The following is a 25,838-nucleotide window of genomic DNA, read 5'->3' on the forward strand; positions in this document are numbered from 1 at the left end:
CGCCCCTAACTGGAACCGCATTCATGACTTCGCTTCTTCATCCGCCCGTGTTCCGCGTCGCCGGCCAGCACGCGAACCGTGTGCTGCTCGCGTCCGATACGGGCGCGACCCTCGAGATCTTCGTGCTCGAGGACGACATCGTGCGCGTACGCGTGCTGCCCGACGCCACGGCGCGCAACCCGCGCACGTGGACGATCGCGCCGGGCCTCGACGACGTGCCGCTCGAAGGGCGCGACCGCCTCGAACTCGACGGCTTCGCGCTGCCCGCCTTCACCCTCGTCGAGGACGACGACGGCCTGCACATCGAGACCGCGCAGATCCGGCTCGCCGTGCGCTGGCAAGGCGGCCATTGCACGTGGTCGATGCGCGGCGCGGACGGTACGTGGCGCGTCGCGCTTGCCGACCGCCCGACGCAGGCCTACAACTTCGGCTGGTGGGACGACCGCGCATATCACTACGTCGCCCGCGAACGCGGCGACAAGGTATTCGGCCTCGGCGAACGCGCGGGCGAACTCGACCGCACCGGCGCGCGCTTCGAGATGCGCAACATCGACGCGATGGGCTACAGCGCGAAGCACACGGACCCGCTGTACAAGCACATCCCGTTCTACATCACGTGGTCGCCGGACGCCTGCCAGGGCTTCGGGCTGTTCTACGACACGTTGGCGGACTGCGCGTTCGACATGGGCCGCGAGCTCGACAACTATCACGGCCCGTACCGCTACTTCGTCGCCGAGCATGGCGATCTCGACTACTACTTCATCGCGTCGCCCGACACGCCGCTCGCGGCCGCGCGGCGCTTCACGTGGCTCACGGGGCGCCCCGCGCGCACGCCGAAATGGGGGCTCGGCTACTCGGGCTCGACGATGAGCTACACCGATGCGCCGGACGCGCAGCAGCAGATGAACCAGTTCGTCGAACAGTGCGACACGCACGACATCCTGTGCGATTCGTTCCACCTGTCGTCGGGCTATACGTCGATCGGCGCGAAGCGCTACGTGTTCAACTGGAACCGCGACAAGTTTCCCGACGCGAAGGGCTTCGTGCAGCATTACCGCGACCACGGCATCCGCCTGTGCGCGAACATCAAGCCGTGCCTGCTGCGCGACCATCCCGCCTTCGAAGACGCCGCAACGCGCGGGCTGCTGATCCGCTCGGCGTCCGGCGAGCCGGCCTGGGTGCAGTTCTGGGACGAGGTCGGCGCGTATCTCGACTTCACGCAGCCGGACGCGTACCGCTGGTGGCGCGAGCAGGTCACGTCGGCGCTGCTCGAATACGGGATCGAGTCGACCTGGAACGACAACAACGAATACGAGATCTGGTCGCCCGACGCGATCGCGCACGGCTTCGGCCAGCCGTTTCCCGCGCGCGAGGCGAAGGTGCTGCAGACGATGCTGATGATGCGCGCGTCGCGCGAAGCGCAGCGCGCGCATGCACCGGCGCAGCGCCCGTTCCTCGTGTCGCGCTCCGGCGGCGCCGGCATGCAGCGTTATGTGCAGACCTGGTCCGGCGACAACTACACGTCGTGGGAAACGCTGCGCTACAACCTGAAGATGGGCCTCGGGCTCGCGCTGTCGGGCGTGTCGAACATCGGCCACGACATCGGCGGCTTCTCCGGGCCCGCGCCGTCGCCCGAACTGCTGTTGCGCTGGGTGCAGTTCGGCATCTTCATGCCGCGCTTCAGCATCCATTCGTGGAACGACGACGGCACGGTCAACGAACCGTGGATGTATCCGGAGATCACCGCGCAGGTCGCATCGCTGATCAAGCAGCGCTACCGGCTGCTGCCCTACCTCTATCACCTGCTGTGGCTGTCGACGACGCGCTACGAGCCCGTGCTGCGGCCGACCTTCGCCGATTTCCCCGGCGACGCGCGCTGCTACGACGCATGCGACGACATGATGCTCGGCGACGCGCTGCTCGTCGCGCCGGTCGTCGATCCGGGCCTGACGGAGCGCACCGTCTACCTGCCGTCGGGCGCGCGCTGGATGTGCTGTGCGAGCGCGCGGTCGTTCGACGGCGGCGCGAGCGTAACGCTGCCCGCCCCGCTCGACACGCCGGTGATGCTGCTGCGCGAGGGCCGCGTGCTGCCGCTGAACGTCGCGGAACAGCATTTCGGCGCACGGGCCGACACGCGCGGCTTCGTCGTCGCGCCGCGCGTCGAGGACGGCGTCGCGTACGGCGAATGCATCGAGGACGACGGCGAGACGGAAGCATGGCGCGACGGCGAATACGGGCTGTGGCGCGTCGAAACCGGCCGCGAGGCGTCGGGCGTGCTCGGCGTGTCGGTGCGCTGGGACGGCCGCCCGGCACGCCCGGCCGACCGCGTCGAGATCCTGCTGCCCGCGTCGGTGCAAGGCGCGGTCGCCGTGCGCGGCGCACGCGTCGAACAGGATGCGCAGAGCGGTACCTGGCGCCGCATCGTCGTCGCCTTCGACAACTGAAGCAAACCCGATCGGGCGGGCCGTTCATGCGGCCCGCCGCCCGCCACAGAGGAGGCGATCGAGCCTCCCGTCCACCTTGAAAAGATGAAGAGATCCGGAGATCGACAATGAAAGCACCCGTCAACCGCTATGCAATCCTGATTTTGTCGACCGCGTCGCTCGGCGCGACCGCCGCCCATGCGCAGAGCAGCGTGACGCTGTACGGCGTCGTCGACGATTCGCTCGCGTACGTGAACAACCAGCAGGGCCATTCGAACCTCTACATGCGCGACGGCAACCTGTATGCGTCGAAGTTCGGGCTGCGCGGCGACGAGGATCTGGGCGGCGGCACGCATGCGATCTTCGACCTGCAGTCCGGCTTCAACCTGAACAACGGCGCGCAATCCGCCGCCGGCCTGATATTCAATCGCCAGGCCTTCGTCGGCCTGCGCAACGATCGCTACGGCACGATGACGGCCGGCCGCCAGTACACGCCCTACTTCCTGTTCGTCGGCCCGTACGCGTCGAGCAGCTGGCTGACCGGTGCGACGGGCGCGCACCCGGGCGACATCGACGGCCTCGACACGACGATCCGCGTGAACAATTCGGTTACCTATACGTCGCCGACCTTCGCCGGACTGACCGCGAGCGCGATGTACGCATTCGGCGGCATTGCCGGCGCGACCGGCAAGGGCAACACGTTCAGCGCCGCACTGCGTTATGCGAACGGGCCGATCGGCGTCGCGGCCGGCTACCTGCGCATCAACAGCTCGGGCTCGTCGGCAGGCTTCCTGAATCCGGCGACCGCCGCGTCGGGCAGCTTCGCGGTGTCCGTGCTGAACCAGGGCTACCTGACCGCGAAGGCCGTCGAGCAGGTCGCGGCGGCCGGCAACTACACGCTCGGCAACCTGACGATGGGCGTCAACTATTCGAACGTGAAGTATCTGCCCGGCAACGGCTCCGCGTTCACGGATACGGCCGTGTTCAACACCTACGGCGCGCTCGCCGCATACCGCTTCACGCCGGCATTCTCGGTGGCCGGCGCGTTCGCGTACACGCTCGCGTCGAAGGCGAACGGCATCGACAGCGCGGCCCGCTACCAGCAGTATTCGCTGAAGGAGTCGTACAGCCTGTCGAAGCGCACGACGCTCTATGCGCTGCAGGCGTACACGCATTCGAGCGGCCGGACGCTCGGTGCGCAAGGTGCCGGCCACGTGATCGACGCGGCGCCGATCGTCGGCGATTCGCAGCAGCTCACGCCTTCGACGACGCACGGCCAGTTCGTCGGCATGGCCGGCATCGCCGTCACGTTCTGAGCCATCGCGGCTGCGCCTTCGGCGCACTGCCCCTGCCCCGGGGCGACACGTATTTCGCGGATGCCTCGCGTGCTGTCCGGGCACCCGATACGCGGCCGATTCGGGGCGTTTTCGGCGCCCCGTCCGCGCGCCGCGCAAACTGCACGGGTTTTCTCGATCCCCTCGATACCTTACAATTCGTCAGGTTCAACCCTCCTGCATACCCCTTCTTGCAGTCCTGACACCGCGGTACACTCGACGCACGCCGTATCAGGGTCCGACGCGCGACACGCGCGCCGGGCGGCGTCGCGCCTCGTTGCGCCCACAACTGGATGCCAGCCATGCCAGATTCCCGCCCCTCGCCCCGCACGACATTCAAGCCGCAGGTCGTCCTGCCCGCGCTCGCGGTCATCGGTGCACTGCTCGTCGTGTGTGCGCTGCTCCCAAGCGAAGCCGGCGCGCTGTTCTCCGCCGGCCAGCAATGGGTCGTCGCGCGCTTCGACTGGTTCTACGTGCTCGCCGTCACCGGCTTCCTCGTGTTTCTCGTGCTGATCGCCGCGAGCGATTTCGGCAACATCCGGCTCGGCCCCGACGATGCCGAACCCGAATTCAGCTTCGTGTCGTGGACAGCGATGCTGTTCGCGGCCGGCATGGGCATCGGCCTCATGTACTTCGGCGTCGGCGAGCCGATGCAGCACTTCCTGAAGCCGCCGACCGTCGACCCCGGCACGCCCGCCGCTGCCCGCGAGGCGATGCTGATGACGTTCTTCCACTGGGGCTTCCACGCGTGGGCGATCTACGGGCTGATGGGGCTCGTGCTCGCGTACTTCGGCTTCCGCTACAACCTGCCGCTGACGCTCCGCTCGGGGCTGTATCCGGTGCTGCGCGAGCGCATCAACGGCTGGATCGGCCACACGGTCGACGCGTTCGCGCTGGTCGGCACGGTCGCCGGCATCGCGACGACGCTCGGCTACGGGGTGATGCAGATCAGCGCGGGCCTGCATACGGTCGCCGGCTGGGATACGGGCAGCAATGCATTTCGCATCGGGCTCGTCGCGCTCGTCGTGATCCTCGCAGGGCTGTCGGCCGCGAGCGGCCTCGACAAGGGTGTGCGGCGGCTGTCCGAACTGAACCTGCTGCTCGCGTTCCTGCTGCTCGCGTTCGTGGCCGTCACGGGCCCGACGGCGTTCCTGTTGCGCGCGCTCGGCGACAACATCGGCCAGTACCTGTCGAGCCTCGTCGACCTGTCGTTCCGCACGTACGCGTATGCGTCGCCGCGCGAGGAAGGCTGGTTCGGCGGCTGGACGATCCTCTACTGGGCATGGTGGGTGTCGTGGTCGCCGTTCGTCGGCATGTTCATCGCACGCATCTCGCGCGGCCGCACGATCCGCCAGTTCGTGATCGGCGTGCTGCTCGTGCCGACCGCGTTCAACCTCGTGTGGATGACCGTGTTCGGCAACAGCGCGATCTGGCTCGATACGCACGGCGCGGCCGGCGCGCTCGCGCAGACGGCCACCAATGTCGACGCGCTGCTGTTCCGCTTCTTCGATTTCCTGCCGCTGTCGCAAGGGCTGTCGATCGCCGCGATCGTGCTGATCGCGGTGTTCTTCGTCACGTCCGCCGATTCGGGCGCGTTCGTGATCGACCAGATCGCGACGCGCGGCCACGCGCACTCGCCCGTCTGGCAACGGCTGTTCTGGGCCGCGCTGCTCGGCGTGACGGCCGCGGTGCTGCTCGTCGCAGGCGGGCTCGGCGCATTGCAGGCGATGACGCTGATCGCCGCGCTGCCGGTCGCGATCATCATGATCGCGCTCTGCTACGGGCTGTGGCGCGGGCTCGCGGCCGACCGCGTGCACTATTCGCAGGACGTCGCGCCCGCGACGAGCTTCTGGACCGGCCAGCACTGGCGCCACCGCCTGACGCACATCCTGCGGCAGACGACCGAAGCCGAAGCACGCCAGTTCGTCGCCGAAACGGTCGAGCCGGCGCTGCGCAAAGTCGCCGACGAGTTGCGCGCGGGCGGCGTCGATGCGCACGTGCAGCGCGACAGCGACGACGCCGTGCGCCTCACCGTGCCGACCGCCGACCACCGCGATTTCGTGTACGGCGTGCGCGTGACGGTGAAATCGGCGGCCGCGTTCCTCGTGCGCGAGACGGCCGGGCCGGAAGCGGCACGGGCCCACGTGTACGGGATCGTCACGTTCTTCGAGGACGGGCGGCTCGGCTACGACGTCGAATACCTGCGCGGCGACGAAGTGATCGCCGACGTGTTGCGCCAGTACGAACGCTACGTGTCGCTCGCGGCCGACAAGCGCACGCATCTGCTGAGCCGCGCGCCGGGGCATGCGACGGAGGCCGAATGAACCTGCCCGCCGTCTTTGCCGCGCCGCGGCGGCCTGCCACGCCCGACGGAGCCGCACGATGACCGGGCTCCTGCAAAGCCGCGCCTCCGACGTCATCGCGCTCGGCACGCTCGCCGTGCTCTATCTCGGCGGAGCCGGCATCGCGCTGTGGCGGATCCGCGCCGCGGCGCCGCGCGGCAAGGTCTACTGGATCGTCTGCGCGGCGCTGCTCGCCGGCGGCGCCGTCGCGATGGGCATCAACCTGTCGCCGATGCCGAACACCGGAGACATGCCGCCCGGGTTCGCGCTCGGCGTCGAGGCCGTCCTGCTCGGTCTCGCATTGGTCGCCGGCGGTTGCGCGTGGCTGATGCTGCGCGCGCGGCGACGCTGACGTGCGTATGTCATGCGGCCCGGCCACGTCCCGCGCGAACAATGACGCGCGGGGCGAAGCGGCCGCCCCTTCCCCGATCCGCTTCCTCGCCGCAACGTGTCACACGGACGGTGCACGCGCCGTCACGAGCCAGCAAGCCGCGTCGAAGCGCACATCCGCGCCGTCGACGTAAGGCTCGAATGCGGCACGCATCGTGTCGACCACGCGCCGCTGCGTTGCGTCGTCCACTTCCAGCAACGCCAGCCCGACCGGGCCTAGCCGGGTGATGTAGTCGTCCAGCGCGGACGCGGGCAGCGCGCACGCCAGTTCGACCGGCTCGATCGCCACGTCCGCCCAGCCGCTGTCCGCCAGCACCGACGCGATCCGCTGCCGGTCGCCGAAGCCGAACTGCCCCGGCGCGCCGGGCCGCCGTGCGGGCAGGTTCGGCAGCAACGGCGCCGCGGCCCGCTCGGCGATCGTCATGAACGGATTGTCTGCCGCGCTGCGCCATGCGACGAACCGCATCCGCGCATCCGGCCGCGCCGCCTGCCGCAGATTCGCGAACGCGCGAACCGGATCGTCGAAGAACATCACGCCGAGGCGCGACACGATCAGGTCGACGCTCGCGGGCTCGAACGCGTGCGTCTGCACATCGGCACGCACGAAGCGGGCGTGGACGCCGCTGCGTTCGGCTCGCGCCTGCGCGGCGTCGATCATCCGGGCCGAGATATCGATACCCGTGCATTGCGCATGCGCGCCGAGCCGCCGCGCGATCGCAACCGTGACCGCGCCCGTGCCGCAGCCGACGTCGAGCACGCTGCGCGCGGACGACGCGGCAATCTCCTCCACGAGCAACCGCTCCAACGGCTCGAACATCCAGTCGATCAGCGCCTGCGTCTCGACCCAGGCGCGCCCCGACGGGCCGTTCCAAAGCGCGGATTGTTGGTCATTGGGCCGTCTGGTTTCCATCGTCGATTCCCTTTCCGGTTCATTGATCGTGCATCGCACTTTGCTGCTTCAAGCCGGCTTGAAGTCAAGCCCCCCGTGGCCGCGACCCGCCGCCGCAACGTCGACGCCCGGCCCGCGTGCGAACCCTCCGTCGCGCCCCGTTTTTTCATATTTCTTACATTCATGTTGCGTATCGTCGACGACTTTCCTACGGTGCCTCCCATGCGACGACTCCTCCCGCGCGCCCTGCTCGTCCGCTGCGCTCCCCTTGTTGCTTTCGCCGCGCTGTCCGCGTGCTCGAACCACATCGATTCGCCGGACGATCCGGCGAGTGCGTCGGTCAACGTCCAGGCCGCATGGGTCGAGATCGGCGATACGAACCAGGCGATCGCGCGTGTCATCACGAACTACACCCCCGCGTCGGCCAGCGATCCGTTGTGCCCGCAACTGAGCGTCGACGGCAAGCTGTCGCGCATGTCCCTGCGCGCGGGCGCCGCGACCATCGCCCAGCGGCCGACCGCCAGCGATCCGTCCGATTCGAAGCCGTCGAGCTTCCCGGTGTCCGTCTGCGAGGCGACGCTGCCGGCCGGCGCGCTGGCGGCGAGCGTCGCGGGCCGCACGCTGCCGCTGCCGAAGGTGCAGCCGCAACGCATCGCGATCATCGCCGACACCGGCTGCCGCATGAAGAAGGCCGACAACGCATGGCAGGCGTGCAACGACGCGACGGTCTGGCCGCTCGACACGATCGCGGCCAGCGTCTCAAAGCTGTCGCCCGACCTGGTGATGCACATCGGCGACTACCACTACCGCGAAAACGCATGCCCGCCGGACATCGCCGGCTGCAAGGACAGCCCGTGGGGCTACGGCTGGGATACGTGGCAGGCCGACCTGTTCCGCCCGGCCGCGCCGTTGCTCGCGAAGGCCCCGTGGGTCGTCGTGCGCGGCAACCACGAGGAATGCGCACGCGCGGGCCAGGGCTGGTTCCGCTTCCTCGATCCGCGCCCGTATTCGGCCGCGCGCTCGTGCGACGATCCGGCCAACGACAACAACGCGAACTATTCGGAACCCTATGCGGTATCGCTCGGCGGCGGCTCGCAGGTGATCGTGTTCGACACCGCGAAGGTCGGCCGCACGCCGCTCAAGACGACCGACGCGCAGTTCGGCATTTACCAGAAGCAGTTCCAGACGGTCGCCGCGCTCGCGTCGACGGCCGGCATGACGACGACGATCTTCACGAACCACCATCCGATCCTCGCGTTCGCGCCGATCGCCGGCAGCACGCCCGCGCCCGGCAACCTCGCGCTGCAGTCGGTGATGTCGAGCCTCAACGCCCAGGCGTACTACCCGCCCGGCGTGCACGTGGCGCTGCACGGGCACGTGCACGATTTCCAGGCGATCAACTTCTCGTCCGGGCACCCGGCGACGATCGTGTCCGGCAACGGCGGCGACAATCTCGACGTCGCGCTGCCCGACCCGTTCCCGGCCGGCCTGACACCGGCACCGGGCGCCGTGATCGAGCGGCTATCGCACAACAACAGCTTCGGCTTCCTGATGATGGAACGCCGGGCCGCCCCGGCGACCGGCTGGGTCTTCCACGCGTATTCGGCGGCCGGCAAGCTGCTCGCGTCGTGCAACCAGTCGGGCAGGACGCTCGCCTGCGACAAGACGGGGTTCATCGCGCCGTGAGTGAAGGAGTTCGATGTGACGGCCGCCATGCGCGCGGCCGGCAAACGCTGCGCACGCTGGCCGCTGCCGTGCTCGCGGGCCTGACGCTCGCGGCGCACGCCGCGCCGGCCGAAACCGTCCTGCTTCCCGGTGCGCCGCCGTCGCGAGTCGTCGACACGGTCGGCAACGGCACGCCGCAGGTGACGGGCAAGATCGATGCGGCGACCGCGCGCTTCGCGCCCGACCCGACGCTCGTCGCGCTCGGCCGCCGGATCTTCTTCGATTCACGGCTGTCCGAGCCGCGCGGCATGTCGTGCGCGGGCTGCCACGACCCGGGCCGCGCGTTCGCGCCGACGCTGTCGGCCGCCTCGCTCGCGGGGCCCGGCGTGCCGGAAGGCAGCCGTCCCGGGCGTTTCAGCCAGCGCAACGCGCCGTCGCTGCTCTATGTGCGCTACGTGCCGCGCCGCCACTTCTACCAGGACGACGACGCGCCCGCACCGTCGCCGTTTGGCGGCCTGTTCAGCGACGGCCGCGCGGATACGCTCGCCGAGCAGATCCGCGGGCCGCTGTTCGATCCGAACGAGATGAACAACCGGTCGCCGGCCGCGCTGCTGCGCAAGGTGGACGCAACCGAACTCGCGCCCGATCTCGCCGCGCGCTTCGGCGCGTCGGTGCGGCGCGATCCCGGGCAACTGGTGCGGGCGCTGGGCCTGGCCGTCGAGGCCTATCTGCAGAGCGACGAGATGGCGCCGTTCACGTCGCGTTTCGACGCGTTCCTGCGCACGCGCAAGCCGCTCGCGCCGGCCGAGATGCGCGGCCTCGCGCTGTTCCGGAATCCGGACAAGGGCAACTGCACGAGCTGCCACACGCTGTCGGAGACGTCGAGCCGACCGGAGCGTTCGCTCTTCACCGATTTCGGCTACGACGCGATCGCGGTGCCGCGCAACCGCGCGCTGCCGGCGAACCGCGATCCGCGGCATTTCGACAACGGGCTGTGCGACACCGCCCGGCGGCTGCGCTGGCCCGAGCCGACGCAATGGTGCGGCTACCTGCGCACACCGGGGCTGCGCAACGTCGCGCTCAAGCAGACGTTCATGCACAACGGCGTGTTCACGACGCTGCGCGACGCGGTCGCGTTCTACAACACGCGCTCGACCGACCCGGGCTTCTGGTATCACGGGGCCGGAACGTTCGACGATGTGCCGGCCGCCTATCGCGGCAACATCAACGTCAACTCGACGCCGATGAACCGCCGGCCCGGCACGCCGCCCGCGCTGACCGACGCGGAGATCGACGACATCGTCGCGTTCCTCGGCACGCTGACCGACGCGCGCTATGCGGGGGGCACCGCCTCCGCGGCGCCCGCTGCCCCGGTCGCCCCTGCGGCCGCTGTTGCCCGGATCACGCGCACCGCCGCGCCGGCTCGCTGATCCTGGCCGAACGGCCAGCCGCGCATGCACCCGCTTGCGGTCGCCCAAAACACTGGTTATATTTACAGCACTGTATTTATGAACAGTGAGGTGCGTGATGGAACAACTCGTTCGTATCGTCAACGACGCCGATCGCCAGGTGCTGGCATGGCTCCGCGCCCAGGTCGGCGACGCCCGCGTCGAGCGCGCGGCTCGCCAGCTCGGGCATACACGCAAGCCCTTCCCGTCCGCCGTTTGCCGTTATCTGGGCATGAGCGCACCGGCCACGCTGCGCCAGGCCGAACGGCCGCGCGCCGCGCGCGATTTCTCGGTCGGCGATCGTTACCTGTCGCTGATCCGCCAGCACCTCGCCACACACTCGGCCAGCCGATGAAATGGCGGCGGCTGGCTGCGTCGATGGCCCGGAAAGCCAGTGCGCTTGCGGTTTCGCAAGCCCGGCCGGCGGCCACCGCGCCTACCTGGGCGCCATGGCTTCCCGCACGAGGCGGCCGAGCGTTTCGAACGCCGCTTCGTGCGCCGCATCGAACACGCGCGTGCAAGCGAGCCGGATATAGCCGTCGAAGCGGTCGGAATTCGAGAAGATCGCCCCGGGCGCGATCCTGACCCCGTGCGCCAGCGCGGCATCGAACAGCGCCTCGGAGCGCACGCCGTCCGGCAACGCGATCCACAGCAGCATCCCGCCCGGCGGCTGGTTCATCCGGGTTCCGGCCGGGAAATGCCGTGCAATCGCGTCGATCGTCACGTCGCGCTGCACGCGCAGCTGTTCGCGGAACCGGCGCAGATGGCGATCGAACGCGCCCGAACCGACGAATTCGGCCGCAACGGCCTGCAGCAACGCGGCGTTGTGCCGGCTGTGCGCGAATTTCAGCATCTTCACGCGCGCGTGCCAGCGCCCCGCGCTTATCCAGCCGAGCCGCATCCCGGGGGCCAGCACCTTGTTGAACGACGGGCAGTAGATCACCGTGCCGTCGCGGTCCCATGCCTTGACCGGCTTGACCGTCTGCGGCGCTTCGACGAGTTCGCGATAAGGCTCGTCCTCGATCACGGCCACGCCGTGCCGCGAACAGAGCGAGACGAGCGCGGCCTTGCGCCCGTCGGGCATCACGCAGCCGAGCGGGTTCTGCAGGTTCGGCACGACCACCACGGCACGAATGTCCGGATACGCGGTCAGCGCCACTTCGAGCGCCTCGATCGACAGGCCGGTCGTCGGGCTGGCCGGGATTTCGAGGGCGCGCAAGCCGAGGCTTTCGAGCAACTGGATCAGGCCGAAGAACGCGGGCGATTCGATCGCGATCGTGTCGCCGGGGCGCGCGACCGCACGCAACGCGAGATTCACGGCATCGACGCCGCCGCTCGTCGACATCACGTCGTCCGGCGTCAACGTCACACCATAAGACAGCGCGCGCTTGGCCATCGTCTGCCGGAACTCGGGCGAACCGCCGACGGGCCCCGCATCGGTCAGCAAGGTAGGCTTGCGCCGCAACAACCGGATCGCGAGCGCCTGCAGGGGCTCGGCCGGATACAGCGTGGCCAGCGCGGACGCGCCGCCGAGATTCAGCGCATCGGGCGTCGCGTTGGCGCGGTCGATCACACGCGACACGCGTTCGTGCAGGCCCGCGAACGGCGGCTCGACGCTCAGCGGCGGCCCGTCGCTTTCCGGCAGCGTTTCGAGCGCGACAGCCGCGCGGCGCCGCACGAAGTAGCCGGAGCGCGGCTTCGCCTCGCACCAGCCCGCATCCTCGAGCCGCCGGAACGCCTGAATCGCGGTCGACAGACTCACGCCGTGCTGTGCCATGAACGCCCGCACCGACGGCATCCGGTCGCCGGGGGACAGCGTGCCGGCCGCGATGATGCGGCGGTAATGCTCGGCGAGCCGCTCGTAAAGCGGCTCGCCGTCCATCGGCAACGGTGGGCGGGATGAATCGGTGAAAGGCGTCATGCAGGCGATCGTGCCCGCGCGGCCGATGGCACGCCAGATACAGATTCCGGGGAAACCCACCGATACAGCGGCACAAAATCGTCGTCTGCACCGCAACAGATTCCCGTCCCCTGAATCTGTCGTGCCGGTGCCCGTTTCCCTAACCTGACTGCACGCTGTCGCCTCGCCGTCGCGAGGCCGCGCAACCGCGAAGGGAATCGCCATGCGAACGCAACACATCCGGCTCGACGCCGGGCAAAGCCACTTTGCGTGGTTCGACAAGGGCAGCCAGTTGATCGTGCTGGACGGCGCGCTTGCGGTCACGCTGCGGCACGGCGGGCTCGACTGGCTGCCCGACGCGCCGCGGCACATCCACCGCTTGCTCGACGAAGGGGAATGCCTGACGCTCGAGACGGCCGGCCACGTGGCGCTGTCGGCCGGTGGCGCGGGCGCGGTCAGCACGGCCGTCGTGGAACCGGCAAGCCGGAGCGGCTGGCTCGTGGCATGGCGCGCGATCCTGCGCCGGTTGTCCGGGAGGATGCGCGGCAGCCATCGTGTGCACGAGCATTCGTGACATGGAAACTTGCCGTGGTGTCATGGAAGAGCGTCACGCCGCGCCGCATCAGCCGATGGAGATCCCGCACGACCCGGTAGCGCCGCGCTCATGCGGATCGACCGACCTTGACCACCGGCGCAACCGCCGCAGTGCGCCTCCGGCATGCGGCGGTCACGGCATCACCGCACGCTTCTGCGCCGTTCGAACCACTCGAATACCGCCATCCCGGCCAGCATCGCGACGACGAACCCGATCCCCTTCGCCGACCCGAAGCCGATCGACACGATCGCGGGCCCCGGGCAGAACCCGGCGATCCCCCAGCCGATGCCGAACACGGCACTTCCGGCAACCAGGCGCACGGTGATCGCCCGCAGGGCCGGCAACTGCATCGGCAGGCCGAGCCATGACCGCGTCCGGCGCTTCGCCCATGCGAACGCGAACACGGCCACCCCGGTCGCGCCGGCCATCACGAATGCGAGCGATGGATCCCAGTGGCCCGCCAGGTCGAGAAAACCGAGCACCTTCTGCGGATTGGCCATGCCCGACACGATGAGGCCGACGCCGAACAGCAGCCCCGCCAGAAACGCGAATCCTGCCTGCATGTCAGCCTCCCAGCACGTGCCGTCGCACGAATACGGTCGCGAAGCCCGCGACCATGAAAACCGCCGTCGCGACCACCGAACGCAGCGCGCCGCGCGACATCCCGCACACGCCGTGGCCGCTCGTGCAGCCTCCCGCGTACCGCGTGCCGATTCCGACCAGCAGCCCGGCCGTCACCAGTTCGAACCAGCCCGCATCGACCTGCGGCGTCAGGCTGTTCCCTGCGACGCGCATCGCAAGCGGTGCCGCGACCAGCCCGGCGACGAACGCGGCGCGCCAGCCGCGCTCGCCGGCGCGTGCCGTGAGCAAGCCGCCGACGATGCCGCTGATGCCCGCGATCCGGCCGTTGAACGCGACGAGCCACGCGGCGGCGAGCCCGATCAGCACGCCGCCGGCCAGCGACAGCCACGGCGTGAAATGAAGCGCATCAAGCTGCATCGCGCCGCCCCTTCGCGGCCGGGCCGCAGAACTGTTCATACAGCACGCCCATCACCGCGATCGCGGCGGGGCTGTCGAGCGAGTAGTGGATGTTCTTGCCGTCGCGGCGCGTGCGGACCAGCGCGTTGTCGCGCAACACGCCGAGCTGCTGGGACAGCGTCGGCTGACGGATGTCCAGCGCTGCCTCGAGATCGCTCACGCAGCGCTCACCCCGGGACAGCTCGCAGAGCAGCATCAACCGGTCGGGATTCGACAGCACCTTGAGCAGCGCGCAGGCCGATTCGGCGGCCGCGCGCATCTGGTCGGGTTCCGGAAACCCGGCGGAAAGATCGTCGTTCATCGGCACTGGGAGACAATTAAAAAATCAATATTATATTGATTTATATAATGTTTCGTCTCCCCGTCTGCCGACGGACGGGCTGGCGCCCTCCTTCGCTCAGGCCCGTTCGCCCGCCATCGTCTTCGCGGCGGGCACGCGCGCCGCACCGGCACGAACCGCGCCGAGCGCGAGCACCGCGATCGCGGCGATCACGCACGGTGCCGCGACGACCGCAAACGCGGTCGACAACGGCACGCCCATCGCCAGCATCGCACCGCCCGCCATCGATCCGACGACCGAGCCGCCACGGCCGATCCCGTTCGCCCAGCTCACACCGGTGGTGCGGCACTCGGTCGGATAGAACGCGGCCGACAGCGCATTGGCGCCGACCTGTGAACCCGACACGCAGAAACCGGCCGCGAACACGGCGAGCGCCGCGCCCCACGGCGACGCGGCAACCATGCCGATCGCGGCGACGAACACGCCGGCCGCCGCGTAGCTGCAGGCCAGGACGCGATGCGGGTCGAAACGGTCCATCAGCCAGCCGAGGACGATCGCGCCGAGCGTGCCGCCGACCTGGAACATCGCGGTCACGTGCGCGGCCGTCCGCAGCGTCGCGCCGGTCGTGCGCAGCAGCGTCGGCAGCCAGCTGGACAGCAGGTAGATGACGAGCAGGCTCATGAAGAACGTGAGCCACAGCAGCAGCGTTCCGCGCAACAGGTCGGGGCCGAACAGGCGGCCAAGGGGCGATCCGGCCGGCTTGCCGGCGGGCGCGGTGAACGACGCGTTCGAAAGCCGGGGATCCGGCGCGATGCGGCCCAGCATCGCCGCGATCCGCGCGGAAGGCGCGTGCCGATTGACGAGATAGCGCACCGATTCCGGCAGCCGCCATGCGAGCACCGGCAGGAGCAGCAGTGGCGCCGCGCCGCCGACGACGAGCACCGCGCGCCAGCCGTGGTGCTCGATCAGCGCGGCGGCCGCGAGCCCGCCGAGCGCGGAGCCGATCGTAAAGCCGCAGAACATCGTCGTCACCAGCAGCGAACGGCGCCGGGCCGGGCAGTACTCGGACGTCAGCGTGATCGCATTGGGCATCGCGCCGCCGAGCCCGAGCCCGGTCACGAAACGCCACGCGATCAGCTCGGTCAGGCCGCCCGCGCTCGCCGACGCGGCACTCGCGATGCCGAAGCACGCGACGCATGCGAGCAGCAGGCGCTTGCGGCCGAACCGGTCGCCGAACGGCCCGAACACGAGCGCGCCGGCCATCAGCCCCGCGAGCCCCGCGCCGAACACCGGGGCGAGCTGCGCGGGCGACAGGCCCCATTCCGCGCGGATGACGGGGGCGATGAAACCGATCGAAGCGGTATCGAAACCGTCGATCGCGACGATCAGGAAGCACAGGACGACGATCGCGGCCTGAAACGGCGCAACGCGATGCCGGTCGATCCATTCGCTGACGTCGATGGACAGCGTATCGGTCATGGTGATGTCTCCTCCAGGAAGGCGGTCGCGCGTCGTGTCGTTGAATTGCGCGCCGCCGGAATCGGGCTCGCCGAGCTGCGTCACGCAGCCGGCGTCAGGCAGTCCTCCGCGCGCCAGCCGTGCAGCCAGTCGAGCGCGTCGTAGAACTGCGCCTGCGTACGGCCGACCCAGAGCCCGTTGCGCACCAGCCGCTCGACGCCCTTCGCGTGATAGATCCGCCCCATCTCGCGCGCCGAATACAGCACGCGCGCGGTGCGCGGAATCCGCACGCGTTCGTACAGCGCGAACGCGGCCTCGAAATCGCCGTCGGCCCGCGCGACGGCCGCGCCGAGCGTCACCGCGTCCTCGAGCGCCTGGCACGCGCCCTGCGCAATGTATTGCGTCATCGGATGCGCGGCGTCGCCGAGCACCGTCGCGCGGCCCTCGCTCCAGCGCTCGACCGGATCGCGGTCCGCGGTCGCCCAGCGCTTCCACGACGTCGGCCGGTCGAGCATCTGCTTCGGCAACGGATGAATGCCGTCGAAGTACGACAGCACCTCTTCCTTGCTGCCCTCGCGCACGCCCCAGGTTTCCTGCTCGCGGCTGTGGAACGTGACGACGAGGTTGTACTGCCGCCCGCCGCGCAGCGGATAGTGGACGAGATGGCAATGCGGGCCGGCCCACACGACCGGCGCATTGATCTGCAGATCCTTCGGCATGTTGTCGACGTCGACCACCGCGCGATACACGACGTGGCCCGTCACGCGATGCGCATCGCCGATCAGCGCCTGGCGGATCGCGGATTTCACGCCATCGCAGCCGATCACCGCATCGGCGCGATAACGTTCGCCGTGCTGGTCGGTCACGGTCACGCCGTTGCCGTCCTGCTCGAACCCGCACACCTGCGTGCTCGTCCGGAACTCGATCAGCGGATGGTCCTTGACCGCCTCGTAGATCGACAGGTGAATGTCCGCTCGATGAATCACCGCATACGGATTGCCGAAGCGCTCGCGGTACGCGGCACCCGTATCGATGCGCGCAACCTCGCGCGCATCGACCGCATCCATCAGTTGCAGCCAGTCGGTGAACACGGCCCGGCTGCGCGCGGCCTCGCCGACACCCAGCGCATCGAGCGCGTTGAACGCGTTCGCCGCGAGCTGAATCCCCGCGCCGATTTCGCCGATCTGCTCCGCCTGTTCGAGCAGCTTCACGCGGATACCCTGGCGCGCGAGCGCGAGCGCTGCCGCGAGCCCGCCGATGCCGCCGCCGATCACCAGCACGCGCCGGCCGTTGTCTTGTGTCTCGCCCATCTCTGTCTCCTGCTTCGTGTTACGCGACGTAATCCGGTTGCCGCTGCGGCTGCGCCGCGTCGAACGCCGGCTCGTGCCGTGCGTATTCGTACACCGCGAGGCTGCGGGGGTACGCGCTCAGGTCGCAATCCATCCGCAGCGCGTTCGCGACCTGCGGCACGAGGCACACGTCGGCCAGCGTCGGCGCGTCGCCGAAGCACCACGGGCCCTCGTCCGCGCGCGCGAGCAGCCGCTCGACGCCGGCCATCCCTTCCGCGACCCAGTGCCGGTACCACGCGGTCTTCTGCTGGGCCGTGACCTGCAGCTCGCTGTCGAGATAGCGCAGCACGCGCAGGTTGTTGACCGGATGGATGTCGCAGGCGATCAGCGCCGCGAGTTCCAGCACGCGCGCACGATGCCGCAGTTCGAGCGGAATCAGTCGCGGCGTCGGCTGGATCTGGTCGAGGTAATCGAGGATCGCGAGCGACTGGCCGAGACCGAAATCGCCGTCGACCAGCGCCGGCACCGCTGCGGACGGGTTCACGTTCGCGACGTAGGCCGCGTCGCGATGCTCGCCGGTGCGGATGTTCACCGGCAGCGTGTCGTACGGCAGCCCTTTCAGCGCGAGCGCGATGCGCACCCGGTAGGAGGTCGAACTGTTGAAGAAGCTATGCAGTTGCACGATGTCGCCTTTCGGGGAAGATGCGTCAGACCACACGCACGGCCAGTTCGCCGAGCCGCTCGACGCCGACCTTCATCACGTCGCCCGCGACCACCGCGCCGACACCTTCCGGCGTGCCCGTGAAGATCACGTCGCCCGGTTCGAGGCGGAAGAACCTCGACAGGTCGGCCACCGTTTCCGCGACCGACCAGATCAGGTGCGACACGTCGCTCTTCTGCTTCGTCGTGCCGTTGACGGTCAGCCACAGGCCACCCTGTTCGAAATGACCGACGTCGCTCGCCGGATGCACGGGGCCGATCGGCGCCGAGCGGTCGAACGCCTTGCCGATCTCCCACGGCCGGCCCATTTCGCGCATCTTCATCTGCAGGTCGCGGCGCGTCATGTCGAGGCCGACCGCATAGCCCCACACATGTTCGAGCGCGCGTTCGAGCTGGATGTCCGCCCCGCCCTTGCCGATCACCGCGACGAGTTCGGCTTCGTAGTGATAGTTCTGCGTCTGCGACGGATACGCGAGATCGAGCGTTTCGCCGTACCCGACCGGCACGATCGAATCGGCCGGCTTGCAGAAGAAGAACGGCGGCTCGCGATCGGGATCGAAGCCCATTTCACGCGCGTGGGCCGCGTAGTTGCGGCCGACGCAATAGACGCGGCGTACCGCGAACCGGGCATCGCTGCCGACGACGGGGAGCGCCACGGGCGCTTCGGGCGGAAAAACGAAAGTCATCAATGGCTCCAGCCAAACGTGAATGAAGGAGGCGCGCCGCGGCGGCGGCGCGCGGAAAACGGAATCCTTGAACGCTGCCGGCGTCAGTCGCGCGCTTCGCGCAGCAGGTTCAGCGCGGACAGCACGGGCCGGTCGGAATAGCTGAACAGCACGCTGTCGGACGACGCCGACAGCCGCACCGGCGCCCACGACGGCACGACGAAGATGTCGTGCGGCTCGAATCCGAATGCGTTGCCGCCGATGAACGCGGTGCCGCTGCCCTCGACGACGCAGTAGATCGTCGCGTCGGTGCTGCGGTACGTGCGGCCGTCGAAACCGGCGGGCAGGAACTGCATGAAGGTGGCGATCGTCGGCATCGGCCAGCCGCCCGTCGCGGGGTTCACATAGCGCAGCTTCACGCCGTCCCACGCGTCGAGCTCGCCGTTCCGGTACAACACGTCGAGCGCCTCGCGGGTGCGTGCGTACGGATAGCTGAACACCGGCGACGTCGGATCGCTCGCGCGATGCCGCACCGGCACCATGTTGTGACCGAAGCGGGCGAGGCTGTCGCCTTCCGGGCGATTCACGGGCTGCACGGCTTCCGGGTAGTTCTCCGCGAAGCCCGCGTCGAGGTGCGCGACGAGCGGAATGTCGAGCCCGTCGAGCCACACGACCGGCTCGCCGCCCGCTTCCGCCGACGGGTTGCCGTGGTCGTGCCATGCCCACGACGGCGTGATGATGAAGTCGCCCGGATGCATCGTCGTGCGCTCGCCGTTCACGGCCGTCCACGCGCCGCGGCCTTCGACGATGAAGCGCAGCGCCGACTGCGTATGCCGGTGGCTCGGCGCGATCTCGCCGGGCAGGATCAGCTGCAACCCCGCGTACAGGCTCGGCGTCATGCTCGACTTGCCGGGCAGCCCGGGGTTCTCCAGCACCAGCACGCGGCGCACGGCTTCTTCCGCGCTGATCACGCTGCCGGCCTGCATCACGAGATCGCGCACCTGCGCGTACTTCCAGATCGCGGCCTGCGCGGCCGGCTGCGGGGATTTCGGCACGAGGTTGTGCAGCGATTCCCACAGCGGCGCCAGGCGTTGCTCGGCGATCCGTGCGTAGTAGGCGGCGCGCGACGCGTCCGGATGGGTCGTCATGATGTCTCCTGGGAGTCGGCCGATCGGCGTCGGCGCTATGTCGGGTCGGGGACCGTGCTGCAGTCCGTCAGCAGATTTATATTCGACCCAGACATACCCGGTAAAATGGTCAAATCATCTAATCCATATAATTTTGGATATACCTTCTCGCGACGAGGCATGCGATGGACTGGACCCACCGGCTGCGACTGCGGCATCTGCAGGTACTGTTGAGCCTTGCCGGCACCGGCAACCTGAGCCAGTCGGCGGTGGCGCTCGCGACCACGCAGCCCGCGCTGTCGAAATGGCTGAAGGAACTGGAAGAGGACGTCGGGCTGCCGCTGTTCGAACGGCATGCGCGCGGGCTGCGGCCGACCGCCTACGGCGAAGCGCTGATCGAGCATGCGCGCCGCGTCGAAGCGCAGCTCGACGTCGCGCGCGACGACATGGCCGCGCTGCGCGAAGGCGGCAGCGGCCTCGTGACGATCGGCACGTCAGGCGTCGCGGCGGCCGACACGGTGCCGCTCGCGGTGTCGCAACTGCTCAAACGGATGCCGCGCGCGCAGGTGCGGCTCACCGAAAGCACGATGAACCAGCTGATGCCGCAGCTCGCGCGCAGCGAACTGGACATCGTCGTGGGCCGCTCGGGGTCGACATCCGTCGATCCGCTGCTGCATGCCGAAGCGCTGTATGTCGATCCGGTCGTGTTCGTCGCGCGGCCCGGCCACGCGCTCGCCGGTGCGGCGTCGGTCGGCTGGGACGACGTGCTCGCCTGTTCGTGGATCGTGTGGCCGTCGGGCACGCCCGTGCACAACGCGCTCGAGACCGCGCTGACGGCCGCCGGCCGCGTTCGGCCGCCCCACTGCGTCGAATCGAATTCGTCGATCCTCAACCTCACGCTGCTGAACAACACCGACCTGCTGGGTGTCGCGTCGTATCGTGCCGCGCAGCGCTTCGAGCAATTGAACGCGATCCGGATCCTGCCGATGCAGCTCGAAGGCCAGGGCGCGGTGTCGATGTACTGGCACCCCGACAGTGCGAATCGCGCGGCGGTGGCCGCGACGATCGAGTGCCTGCGCGCCTGTGCCGCGCCGCAGGTCGGCGGATGGGAGAAAGTGACGGCGGAATGAATGACGCGGCCCGGTGTCAACCGGGCCGCGATGCTGCGATGCTGCGATGCTGCGATGCTGCGATGCTGCGATGCTGCGATGCTGCGATGCTGCGATGCTGCAATGCCGTGATGCCGTGATGCCGTGATGCCGTGATGCCGTGATGCCGTGATGCCGTGATGCCGTGATGCCGTGATGCCGCGATGCCGCGATTCCGCGATTCCGCGATCCGTCACGCGCCGTCGCAGGAGGCCGTACCGTCCAGCATCAGCGTGCCGACCCGCGCGGGCACGAGCGGCGTGCGCGGTACCGGCGGCGTCCAGCCGAACAACGCCTGTGCAGCCGTACCGCACACGCGGCCCTGGCATGCGCCCATCCCGCAACGCGACTGCAGTTTCGCGGCCGTCCAGCCCGGCGCTTGCGCGACTGCCTCGAAACGCACGTCTTCACAGCGACACAGCAGCGTATCGGGCCGCGCCAGCCGGCGGACCGGCTCGCGGATCGCAAACCGTTCGCGCACGGCGTCCGCGAACGCCTGCCAGTGCGCGCGCCGCGCGACGAGCGCAGCCAGCGGCGCCGTCTGCCCGGTTGCCGCATGGCCGGCAATCTCGCCTTCGACCATCGCCAGTTCGCTGCCGCCGACACCCGTGCACTCGCCGGCCGCAAACACCCCGTCGCGGCTCGTACGCTGGTGTGCATCGACCGCTACCGCCCCGTTGTCGATCCGGCAGCCGAGATGGCTCGGCAGCACCGTATTCGGCACGAGGCCGAAACCGCACGCGAGCCGGTCGCAGTCGACGTCGAACTCGCGGTCGCCGTGCCGGATCCGCACGCGTTCGAGCCGCTTGTCGCCGAACGCCTCGACGACATGCGCATCGGCCCGGTACGCAGCCGTGACGAGTTTCGCGGCCTGCGCGAGCTTCGACGGCCAACGCCACAGCCCGGCGCCGAAGCCGGCCACATCACCCCAGCCTGCCTGTTCGAGCACGTGCGACACGCGCGCACCGGCCTGGCGGGCCGTCGCCGCGCTCGCCAGCAGCAACGGCCCGCTGCCCGCGATCACCGTGCGCTGTCCGCGCACGTCCAGGCCGTACTTGATCAGCGCCTGCAGGCCGCCCGCACCGGTGACGCCCGGCAGCGTCCAGCCCGGAAACGGCAGCAGCAGTTCGCGTGCGCCGCAGCAGAGAATCAGCGTCCGGAAATCGAGCAGCAGCCCGCGTTCGTCGTCTTCGAGCAGCAGCGTGCCCGGCTGCGTTTCGGCGACGATGCGCGTCGCCGCGAGATGCGTGACGTTCGGCTGCCGCAATACGGCGAGCCGCTCGGTGGCGACCGGCGCGGGCGTGGCCGCTGCGCCCTGTCGCCAGATCTGCCCGCCCGCGCGCGGGTTGTCGTCGACGATCGCCACCGTCGCACCGCTTCGTGCGGCGGCCCGCGCGGCCGACAGCCCGGCCGGGCCCGCGCCGACGATCGCGATGTCGACGCTCAGTCGTTCCTGTTTCATCGCGTACGCTCCACCTGCATCCCGTCGCGGCACAACGTCTGGCAAGCCAGCCGGCGCCGCCCGTCGATCGTCATCCGGCACTCCTGGCAGATGCCCATCCCGCAAAACGGCGCGCGCGCCGCGCCCGTGCACGACACGCGCGTCGTGTCGTCGCCGCTCGCCGCAATGGCGGCCGCGACGGTCGCGCCGTCGGCCACCGTCAGCGCGCGGCCGTCCAGATGAATGATCATGTCAGCCTCCGCCGGGCCGCCCCAAGGAGGCTGACCGCCCCCCCGGGGGGCAGCGAACGAAGTGAGCGTGGGGGTCGTTTCATGTCAGCGCTCCGGCTACAGGGGACGCGGTCAGGAAGCGTCCCGGCAAATACGGTTCGATATCGATGGGCGGCCGCTCGCCGGCCATCAGCGCGGCGACGAGCCGCGCGCTGCCCGGCGCGGTCGTCACGCCGAGCCCTTCATGCCCGACCGCGAGCCACACGCCCGGCCGTGCCGGGTGCTCGCCGAGCAGCGGCAGGCCGTCTGGGCTCGCGGAACGGAACCCCGTCCACGCGCGGATGCCGTTCAGGTCGGCCAGGTCCGGCAGATAGCCCACCGCGCGACGCAGCATGCGCGCGAGCACGGGCGGCTCGACTTGCGCGTCCTCGGTGTCGAACTGGCGCGACGAGCCGATCAGCAACTGGCCGGTCGGCCGCGGCTGCACGTTGAACGCGACCGACGTGCCGTCGCTCGCATGCGCGCTCGCCGCATAACCCAGCTCGACGAGCTGGTGCGACACCTGGCCCGGATAGCGGTCGGTAATCAGCAGATGGCCCTTTTTCGGGCGCAGCGGCAGTTCGGGCAGCAGCGTGCGCGCCGCAACGCCGTTCGCCACGACCACCCGCTCCGCGCGCAGCGTGTCGCCGCTCGCGAGCGTCACGCTCGGGCCGTCGACCGCGACGGCCCGGTCGCGCCGCAACGTGATGCGCGGCGCGCGCTGCAGCAGCCAGTTCGCGGTGACGGGCGCATAGAGGATCGCGTCACCGGGAATCTTCAGCGCGCCGCCGAGGCCCGCGCGCAACATCGGCTCCAGTTGCGCGAGCGCCGCCGCGTCGATCAGTTCGCCGGCCACGCCGTGCGCGGCGAGCGCCGCCTGCTTCGCGCGCGCGAGATCCATCTCGTGCGCATCGGCCGCGAGCCACAGCGTGCCGCAGTTGCGGTACGCGCAGCCTTCGGGCATCTCGCCGCTCAACGCGCGCCACAGTTCGATCGAGTAATGGCTCAGCGCGAGTTCGGCCGCGTTGTCGTCCATCGCGACGAGGTGCCCCATGCCCGCGCCGGTCGCCCCGCCGCTCGCGTCGTCAACGACGAGCACGCGCAGCCCGCGCTGCGCGAGTTCGTGCGCGCACGCGGCGCCGACGATGCCGGCGCCGATCACGACGACATCCGTCTTCGCGTCGCTCACGGCGCGATACCCCAGCCGAACGGATCGTCTTCCTCGATCAGGAGCGTCGCTTCCGCGCTCAGGTGCGCACTGCCGCGGATCGTCGGCACGATCCCGCCGTCGGCTTCTTCGTAGCTCGCGTGGAACACGCTGCCGATCACGCTCGCCTGCCGCCACACGGCGCCCGGCGCGAGCTTGCCGTCGGCCGCGAGGCACGCGAGCTTCGCGCTCGTGCCGGTGCCGCACGGCGAACGGTCGTACGCGAGGCCCGGGCACAGCACGAAGCTGCGGCTGTCGTGATCGGGATCGTCGGCGAACAGCTCGATATGGTCGATCTCGCCGCCGTTCGCGCCGGTGATGCCCGCGCGTTCGAGCCCTTCGCGCACGGCCGACGCATACGCGGTGAGCGCCGCGACGTTGTCGCCGGCGACGCGCTGCCCGTGGTCGCTGATCAGGAAGAACCAGTTGCCGCCCCACGCGATGTCGCCCTTCACGGGGCCGTAACCCGGCACGTCGAGCGCGACGCCCTTCGCATGGCGATACGCGGGCACGTTGCGCACGCTGACCGACAGGTCGTCGTGCAGCGTCGCCTCGACGGTACCGACCGGCGTTTCGATCCGGTGCACGCCGGGCGCGATGCGCCCCATGTGGTGCAGCGTGCGCACGACGCCGATCGTGCCGTGCCCGCACATCCCGAGATAGCCGCTATTGTTGAAGAAGATCACGCCGGCCGCCGCATCGGGCGACACGGGCTCGCACAGCAGCGCGCCGACCAGCACGTCGCTGCCGCGCGGCTCGAGGATGCATGCGGTGCGGTAGCGGTCGTGCTCGCGCGCGAGCACGTCGCGGCGCTCGGCCATCGTGCCGCTGCCGAGCGCGGGGAAACCGGACACGACGAGCCGAGTGGGTTCGCCGCCCGTGTGCGAATCGATGATCTGGATGCGCTTCATCATGAGCCGTCCGAAGTGGGGAAAGGAGCATAGCTTCCTCCGTCGCGCGTCCGTCCGCTTGTGGCTTTTCGATGAGGACGACGACGAAATCGGCATAGTGCGAAGCGCCCTTCCCGCGCCGTCCGGCCGCTGTGCCGATTTCGTCATTTTGCTCCGCGATACGACTCAAGCGTGATCGGCGTTTGCGCGGCGATACTGGTTGCCACACCGACGCCTGTCGGCCGACCGATACAAACACGTAGGAGATTTCAGTGAGCCGCAAAGCCATTCAATGGACCGGGGTTTTCCCGGCCGTCAGCACCCAGTTCAAGCCTGACTTTTCCCTCGACATCGACGCCACGCACCGTGTGGTGAAGAACCTGGTGAACGACGGCGTGTCGGGCCTCGTGGTCTGCGGCACGGTCGGCGAGAACACGTCGCTGTCGACGAGCGAGAAGCTCCAGGTGATCGAGGCCGCCCGCGACGCGGCAGGCGGCAAGATTCCGGTGATCGCCGGGATCGCCGAATTCACGACCGAATTCGCGCGCAACACGGTGCGCGAGGCGCAGCGCGTCGGCGTCGACGGCGTGATGGTGATGCCCGCGCTGGTCTACTCGGCCAAGCCGCACGAAACCGCCGCGCACTTCCGCGCGGTCGCGACGAGCACCGACCTGCCGGTGATGGTCTACAACAACCCGCCGATCTACAAGAACGACGTGACGCCCGACGTGCTGATCGCGCTGCAGGATTGCGAGAACATCGTCTGCTTCAAGGATTCGTCGGGCGATACGCGCCGCTTCATCGACCTGCGCAACGCGGTCGGCGATCGCTTCGTGCTGTTCGCGGGCCTCGACGACGTCGTGGTCGAGAGCATCGCCGTCGGCGCCGAAGGCTGGGTGTCGGGCATGTCGAATGCGTTCCCGAAGGAAGGCGAGACGCTGTTCCGCCTCGCGAAGCAAAAGCGTTTCGACGAAGCGCTCGCGCTGTACCGCTGGTTCATGCCGCTGCTGCACCTCGACGCGCGCCCCGACCTCGTGCAGTGCATCAAGCTGTGCGAAGAGCTGGTCGGCCGCGGCAGCGCGATCACGCGCCCGCCGCGCCTCGCGCTGCAGGGCGACACGCTCGCGGAAGTAAAGGCCATCGTCGCGAAGGCGCTCGAAACGCGCCCGGCGCTGCCCGACGTCGGTCTCTGACCGACTCTCCGTGCGGCGGTGCGCCGGCCCTGCGCCTGCACGCCGCCGTCTCCGGTCCGGCATGGCCTGCGGGCCCGTTCGTACCGGCGCCAACCCGCGCCGCGCGTGAACGCCCCGCCGCCCGCCC

At 69.4% G+C, this 25,838-nt stretch carries 24 protein-coding genes; 10 read left to right on the forward strand and 14 right to left on the reverse strand.

What is annotated here, in order from left to right:
• The first annotated feature begins 23 nt into the window (after window positions 1–23).
• From ABIC51_RS07790 to ABIC51_RS07805, 4 genes are all read left to right on the forward strand, one after another.
• Complete coding sequence (locus ABIC51_RS07790; protein ID WP_226159564.1) at window positions 24–2,444, forward strand: glycoside hydrolase family 31 protein; 2,421 nt, start codon at window positions 24–26, stop codon at window positions 2,442–2,444.
• A 107-nt stretch (window positions 2,445–2,551) separates the two neighbouring features.
• Window positions 2,552–3,739, forward strand: coding sequence for a porin (locus tag ABIC51_RS07795; protein WP_027791358.1), 1,188 nt, complete (start codon window positions 2,552–2,554; stop codon window positions 3,737–3,739).
• A 320-nt stretch (window positions 3,740–4,059) separates the two neighbouring features.
• Window positions 4,060–6,081 (forward strand): BCCT family transporter, encoded by a 2,022-nt coding sequence (locus ABIC51_RS07800; RefSeq protein WP_027791357.1) that lies wholly within the window; start codon window positions 4,060–4,062, stop codon window positions 6,079–6,081.
• A gap of 58 nt (window positions 6,082–6,139) precedes the next feature.
• Window positions 6,140–6,451: a hypothetical protein gene (locus ABIC51_RS07805; RefSeq protein WP_027791356.1), complete on the forward strand. Its 312-nt coding sequence runs from the start codon at window positions 6,140–6,142 to the stop codon at window positions 6,449–6,451.
• A 99-nt stretch (window positions 6,452–6,550) separates the two neighbouring features.
• Here ABIC51_RS07805 and ABIC51_RS07810 read toward each other — a convergent pair whose 3' ends face one another.
• A complete protein-coding gene (locus tag ABIC51_RS07810) occupies window positions 6,551–7,399 on the reverse strand; it encodes a class I SAM-dependent methyltransferase (protein ID WP_301759537.1) in 849 nt (282 codons plus the stop codon).
• A 201-nt stretch (window positions 7,400–7,600) separates the two neighbouring features.
• Between ABIC51_RS07810 and ABIC51_RS07815 the strand changes: the two genes are divergently transcribed.
• The 3 genes from ABIC51_RS07815 (at window position 7,601) to ABIC51_RS07825 (ending at window position 10,846) form a co-directional block, all read left to right on the forward strand.
• Window positions 7,601–9,064 carry a metallophosphoesterase family protein gene (locus ABIC51_RS07815; protein ID WP_301759540.1) on the forward strand — a complete coding sequence of 488 codons (1,464 nt, stop codon included), beginning with the start codon at window positions 7,601–7,603 and terminating at the stop codon, window positions 9,062–9,064.
• On the forward strand, window positions 9,061–10,473 hold the full coding sequence (locus ABIC51_RS07820) for a cytochrome-c peroxidase (RefSeq protein WP_301759541.1): 1,413 nt from the start codon (window positions 9,061–9,063) through the stop codon (window positions 10,471–10,473). Before ABIC51_RS07815 ends, ABIC51_RS07820 begins: the two co-directional genes overlap by 4 nt.
• Before the next feature lie 97 nt (window positions 10,474–10,570).
• Entirely contained in the window at window positions 10,571–10,846 is a 276-nt protein-coding gene (locus ABIC51_RS07825) for a CppA family protein (RefSeq protein WP_027791352.1), read from the forward strand.
• 81 nt (window positions 10,847–10,927) lie between these two features.
• On the opposite strand, the gene ABIC51_RS07830 is transcribed toward ABIC51_RS07825, so the two are convergent.
• Window positions 10,928–12,412, reverse strand: coding sequence for an aminotransferase-like domain-containing protein (locus ABIC51_RS07830; RefSeq protein ID WP_301759543.1), 1,485 nt, complete (start codon window positions 12,410–12,412; stop codon window positions 10,928–10,930).
• A 202-nt stretch (window positions 12,413–12,614) separates the two neighbouring features.
• On the opposite strand from ABIC51_RS07830, the gene ABIC51_RS07835 reads away from it, so the two are divergent.
• Window positions 12,615–12,965, forward strand: a complete 351-nt coding sequence (locus ABIC51_RS07835; protein WP_354006399.1) for a hypothetical protein — start codon at window positions 12,615–12,617, stop codon at window positions 12,963–12,965.
• Between the two features lie 161 nt (window positions 12,966–13,126).
• Here the strand turns inward: ABIC51_RS07835 and ABIC51_RS07840 are convergent, their stop codons facing one another.
• The 8 genes from ABIC51_RS07840 to gtdA form a co-directional block, all read right to left on the reverse strand.
• Window positions 13,127–13,549, reverse strand: coding sequence for a DUF6691 family protein (locus ABIC51_RS07840; protein ID WP_354006400.1), 423 nt, complete (start codon window positions 13,547–13,549; stop codon window positions 13,127–13,129).
• 1 nt (window position 13,550) lies between these two features.
• A complete protein-coding gene (locus ABIC51_RS07845; protein ID WP_027791348.1) occupies window positions 13,551–13,985 on the reverse strand; it encodes a YeeE/YedE family protein in 435 nt (144 codons plus the stop codon).
• On the reverse strand, window positions 13,975–14,325 hold the full coding sequence (locus ABIC51_RS07850; protein WP_175898021.1) for an ArsR/SmtB family transcription factor: 351 nt from the start codon (window positions 14,323–14,325) through the stop codon (window positions 13,975–13,977). Before ABIC51_RS07850 ends, ABIC51_RS07845 begins: the two co-directional genes overlap by 11 nt.
• Before the next feature lie 96 nt (window positions 14,326–14,421).
• Window positions 14,422–15,783, reverse strand: a complete 1,362-nt coding sequence (locus ABIC51_RS07855; RefSeq protein ID WP_059696552.1) for an MFS transporter — start codon at window positions 15,781–15,783, stop codon at window positions 14,422–14,424.
• An 80-nt stretch (window positions 15,784–15,863) separates the two neighbouring features.
• The gene (locus ABIC51_RS07860; protein ID WP_027791345.1) at window positions 15,864–17,072 is read right to left on the reverse strand and encodes a 3-hydroxybenzoate 6-monooxygenase; all 1,209 of its coding nucleotides are present in this window, start codon (window positions 17,070–17,072) and stop codon (window positions 15,864–15,866) included.
• Between the two features lie 19 nt (window positions 17,073–17,091).
• Window positions 17,092–17,733: a maleylacetoacetate isomerase gene (gene maiA, locus ABIC51_RS07865; RefSeq protein ID WP_124838343.1), complete on the reverse strand. Its 642-nt coding sequence runs from the start codon at window positions 17,731–17,733 to the stop codon at window positions 17,092–17,094.
• Between the two features lie 25 nt (window positions 17,734–17,758).
• Complete coding sequence (locus ABIC51_RS07870; RefSeq protein ID WP_301764273.1) at window positions 17,759–18,457, reverse strand: fumarylacetoacetate hydrolase family protein; 699 nt, start codon at window positions 18,455–18,457, stop codon at window positions 17,759–17,761.
• A gap of 83 nt (window positions 18,458–18,540) precedes the next feature.
• Window positions 18,541–19,584: a gentisate 1,2-dioxygenase gene (gtdA, locus tag ABIC51_RS07875; RefSeq protein ID WP_124545786.1), complete on the reverse strand. Its 1,044-nt coding sequence runs from the start codon at window positions 19,582–19,584 to the stop codon at window positions 18,541–18,543.
• A 164-nt stretch (window positions 19,585–19,748) separates the two neighbouring features.
• Here gtdA and ABIC51_RS07880 point away from each other — a divergent pair, with 164 nt between their 5' ends.
• Window positions 19,749–20,693, forward strand: a complete 945-nt coding sequence (locus ABIC51_RS07880; protein ID WP_027791341.1) for a LysR family transcriptional regulator — start codon at window positions 19,749–19,751, stop codon at window positions 20,691–20,693.
• Window positions 20,694–20,904: 211 nt separating this feature from the next.
• Here ABIC51_RS07880 and ABIC51_RS07885 read toward each other — a convergent pair whose 3' ends face one another.
• From ABIC51_RS07885 to ABIC51_RS07900, 4 genes are all read right to left on the reverse strand, one after another.
• The gene (locus tag ABIC51_RS07885) at window positions 20,905–22,173 is read right to left on the reverse strand and encodes an NAD(P)/FAD-dependent oxidoreductase (RefSeq protein WP_146253278.1); all 1,269 of its coding nucleotides are present in this window, start codon (window positions 22,171–22,173) and stop codon (window positions 20,905–20,907) included.
• Window positions 22,170–22,403 (reverse strand): 2Fe-2S iron-sulfur cluster-binding protein, encoded by a 234-nt coding sequence (locus ABIC51_RS07890; protein WP_027791339.1) that lies wholly within the window; start codon window positions 22,401–22,403, stop codon window positions 22,170–22,172. Before ABIC51_RS07890 ends, ABIC51_RS07885 begins: the two co-directional genes overlap by 4 nt.
• A gap of 79 nt (window positions 22,404–22,482) precedes the next feature.
• Window positions 22,483–23,610, reverse strand: coding sequence for an NAD(P)/FAD-dependent oxidoreductase (locus tag ABIC51_RS07895; RefSeq protein WP_059696426.1), 1,128 nt, complete (start codon window positions 23,608–23,610; stop codon window positions 22,483–22,485).
• Window positions 23,607–24,539 (reverse strand): 4-hydroxyproline epimerase, encoded by a 933-nt coding sequence (locus ABIC51_RS07900; protein WP_059696429.1) that lies wholly within the window; start codon window positions 24,537–24,539, stop codon window positions 23,607–23,609. The genes ABIC51_RS07895 and ABIC51_RS07900 overlap by 4 nt, the downstream gene beginning before the upstream one ends.
• Window positions 24,540–24,790: 251 nt before the next feature.
• Between ABIC51_RS07900 and ABIC51_RS07905 the strand changes: the two genes are divergently transcribed.
• Window positions 24,791–25,711 (forward strand): dihydrodipicolinate synthase family protein, encoded by a 921-nt coding sequence (locus ABIC51_RS07905; protein WP_011547925.1) that lies wholly within the window; start codon window positions 24,791–24,793, stop codon window positions 25,709–25,711.
• Window positions 25,712–25,838: the final 127 nt, after the last annotated feature.

It is taken from the genome of Burkholderia sp. 572, from assembly GCF_040545135.1.
GTDB classification, from domain to species: Bacteria; Pseudomonadota; Gammaproteobacteria; order Burkholderiales; family Burkholderiaceae; genus Burkholderia; species Burkholderia cepacia.

What these genes read in the sequence shown, in the direction of transcription:
- ABIC51_RS07790 (WP_226159564.1), top strand. Translation starts at nt 24, where the DNA reads ATGACTTCGCTTCTTCATCCGCCCGTGTTCCGCGTCGCCGGCCAGCAC.
- ABIC51_RS07795 (WP_027791358.1), top strand. Translation starts at nt 2,552, where the DNA reads ATGAAAGCACCCGTCAACCGCTATGCAATCCTGATTTTGTCGACCGCG.
- ABIC51_RS07800 (WP_027791357.1), top strand. Translation starts at nt 4,060, where the DNA reads ATGCCAGATTCCCGCCCCTCGCCCCGCACGACATTCAAGCCGCAGGTC.
- ABIC51_RS07805 (WP_027791356.1), top strand. Translation starts at nt 6,140, where the DNA reads ATGACCGGGCTCCTGCAAAGCCGCGCCTCCGACGTCATCGCGCTCGGC.
- ABIC51_RS07810 (WP_301759537.1), bottom strand. Translation starts at nt 7,399, where the DNA reads ATGGAAACCAGACGGCCCAATGACCAACAATCCGCGCTTTGGAACGGC.
- ABIC51_RS07815 (WP_301759540.1), top strand. Translation starts at nt 7,601, where the DNA reads ATGCGACGACTCCTCCCGCGCGCCCTGCTCGTCCGCTGCGCTCCCCTT.
- ABIC51_RS07825 (WP_027791352.1), top strand. Translation starts at nt 10,571, where the DNA reads ATGGAACAACTCGTTCGTATCGTCAACGACGCCGATCGCCAGGTGCTG.
- ABIC51_RS07830 (WP_301759543.1), bottom strand. Translation starts at nt 12,412, where the DNA reads ATGACGCCTTTCACCGATTCATCCCGCCCACCGTTGCCGATGGACGGC.
- ABIC51_RS07835 (WP_354006399.1), top strand. Translation starts at nt 12,615, where the DNA reads ATGCGAACGCAACACATCCGGCTCGACGCCGGGCAAAGCCACTTTGCG.
- ABIC51_RS07840 (WP_354006400.1), bottom strand. Translation starts at nt 13,549, where the DNA reads ATGCAGGCAGGATTCGCGTTTCTGGCGGGGCTGCTGTTCGGCGTCGGC.
- ABIC51_RS07845 (WP_027791348.1), bottom strand. Translation starts at nt 13,985, where the DNA reads ATGCAGCTTGATGCGCTTCATTTCACGCCGTGGCTGTCGCTGGCCGGC.
- ABIC51_RS07850 (WP_175898021.1), bottom strand. Translation starts at nt 14,325, where the DNA reads ATGAACGACGATCTTTCCGCCGGGTTTCCGGAACCCGACCAGATGCGC.
- ABIC51_RS07855 (WP_059696552.1), bottom strand. Translation starts at nt 15,783, where the DNA reads ATGACCGATACGCTGTCCATCGACGTCAGCGAATGGATCGACCGGCAT.
- ABIC51_RS07860 (WP_027791345.1), bottom strand. Translation starts at nt 17,072, where the DNA reads ATGGGCGAGACACAAGACAACGGCCGGCGCGTGCTGGTGATCGGCGGC.
- ABIC51_RS07870 (WP_301764273.1), bottom strand. Translation starts at nt 18,457, where the DNA reads ATGACTTTCGTTTTTCCGCCCGAAGCGCCCGTGGCGCTCCCCGTCGTC.
- gtdA (WP_124545786.1), bottom strand. Translation starts at nt 19,584, where the DNA reads ATGACGACCCATCCGGACGCGTCGCGCGCCGCCTACTACGCACGGATC.
- ABIC51_RS07880 (WP_027791341.1), top strand. Translation starts at nt 19,749, where the DNA reads ATGGACTGGACCCACCGGCTGCGACTGCGGCATCTGCAGGTACTGTTG.
- ABIC51_RS07885 (WP_146253278.1), bottom strand. Translation starts at nt 22,173, where the DNA reads ATGAAACAGGAACGACTGAGCGTCGACATCGCGATCGTCGGCGCGGGC.
- ABIC51_RS07890 (WP_027791339.1), bottom strand. Translation starts at nt 22,403, where the DNA reads ATGATCATTCATCTGGACGGCCGCGCGCTGACGGTGGCCGACGGCGCG.
- ABIC51_RS07900 (WP_059696429.1), bottom strand. Translation starts at nt 24,539, where the DNA reads ATGAAGCGCATCCAGATCATCGATTCGCACACGGGCGGCGAACCCACT.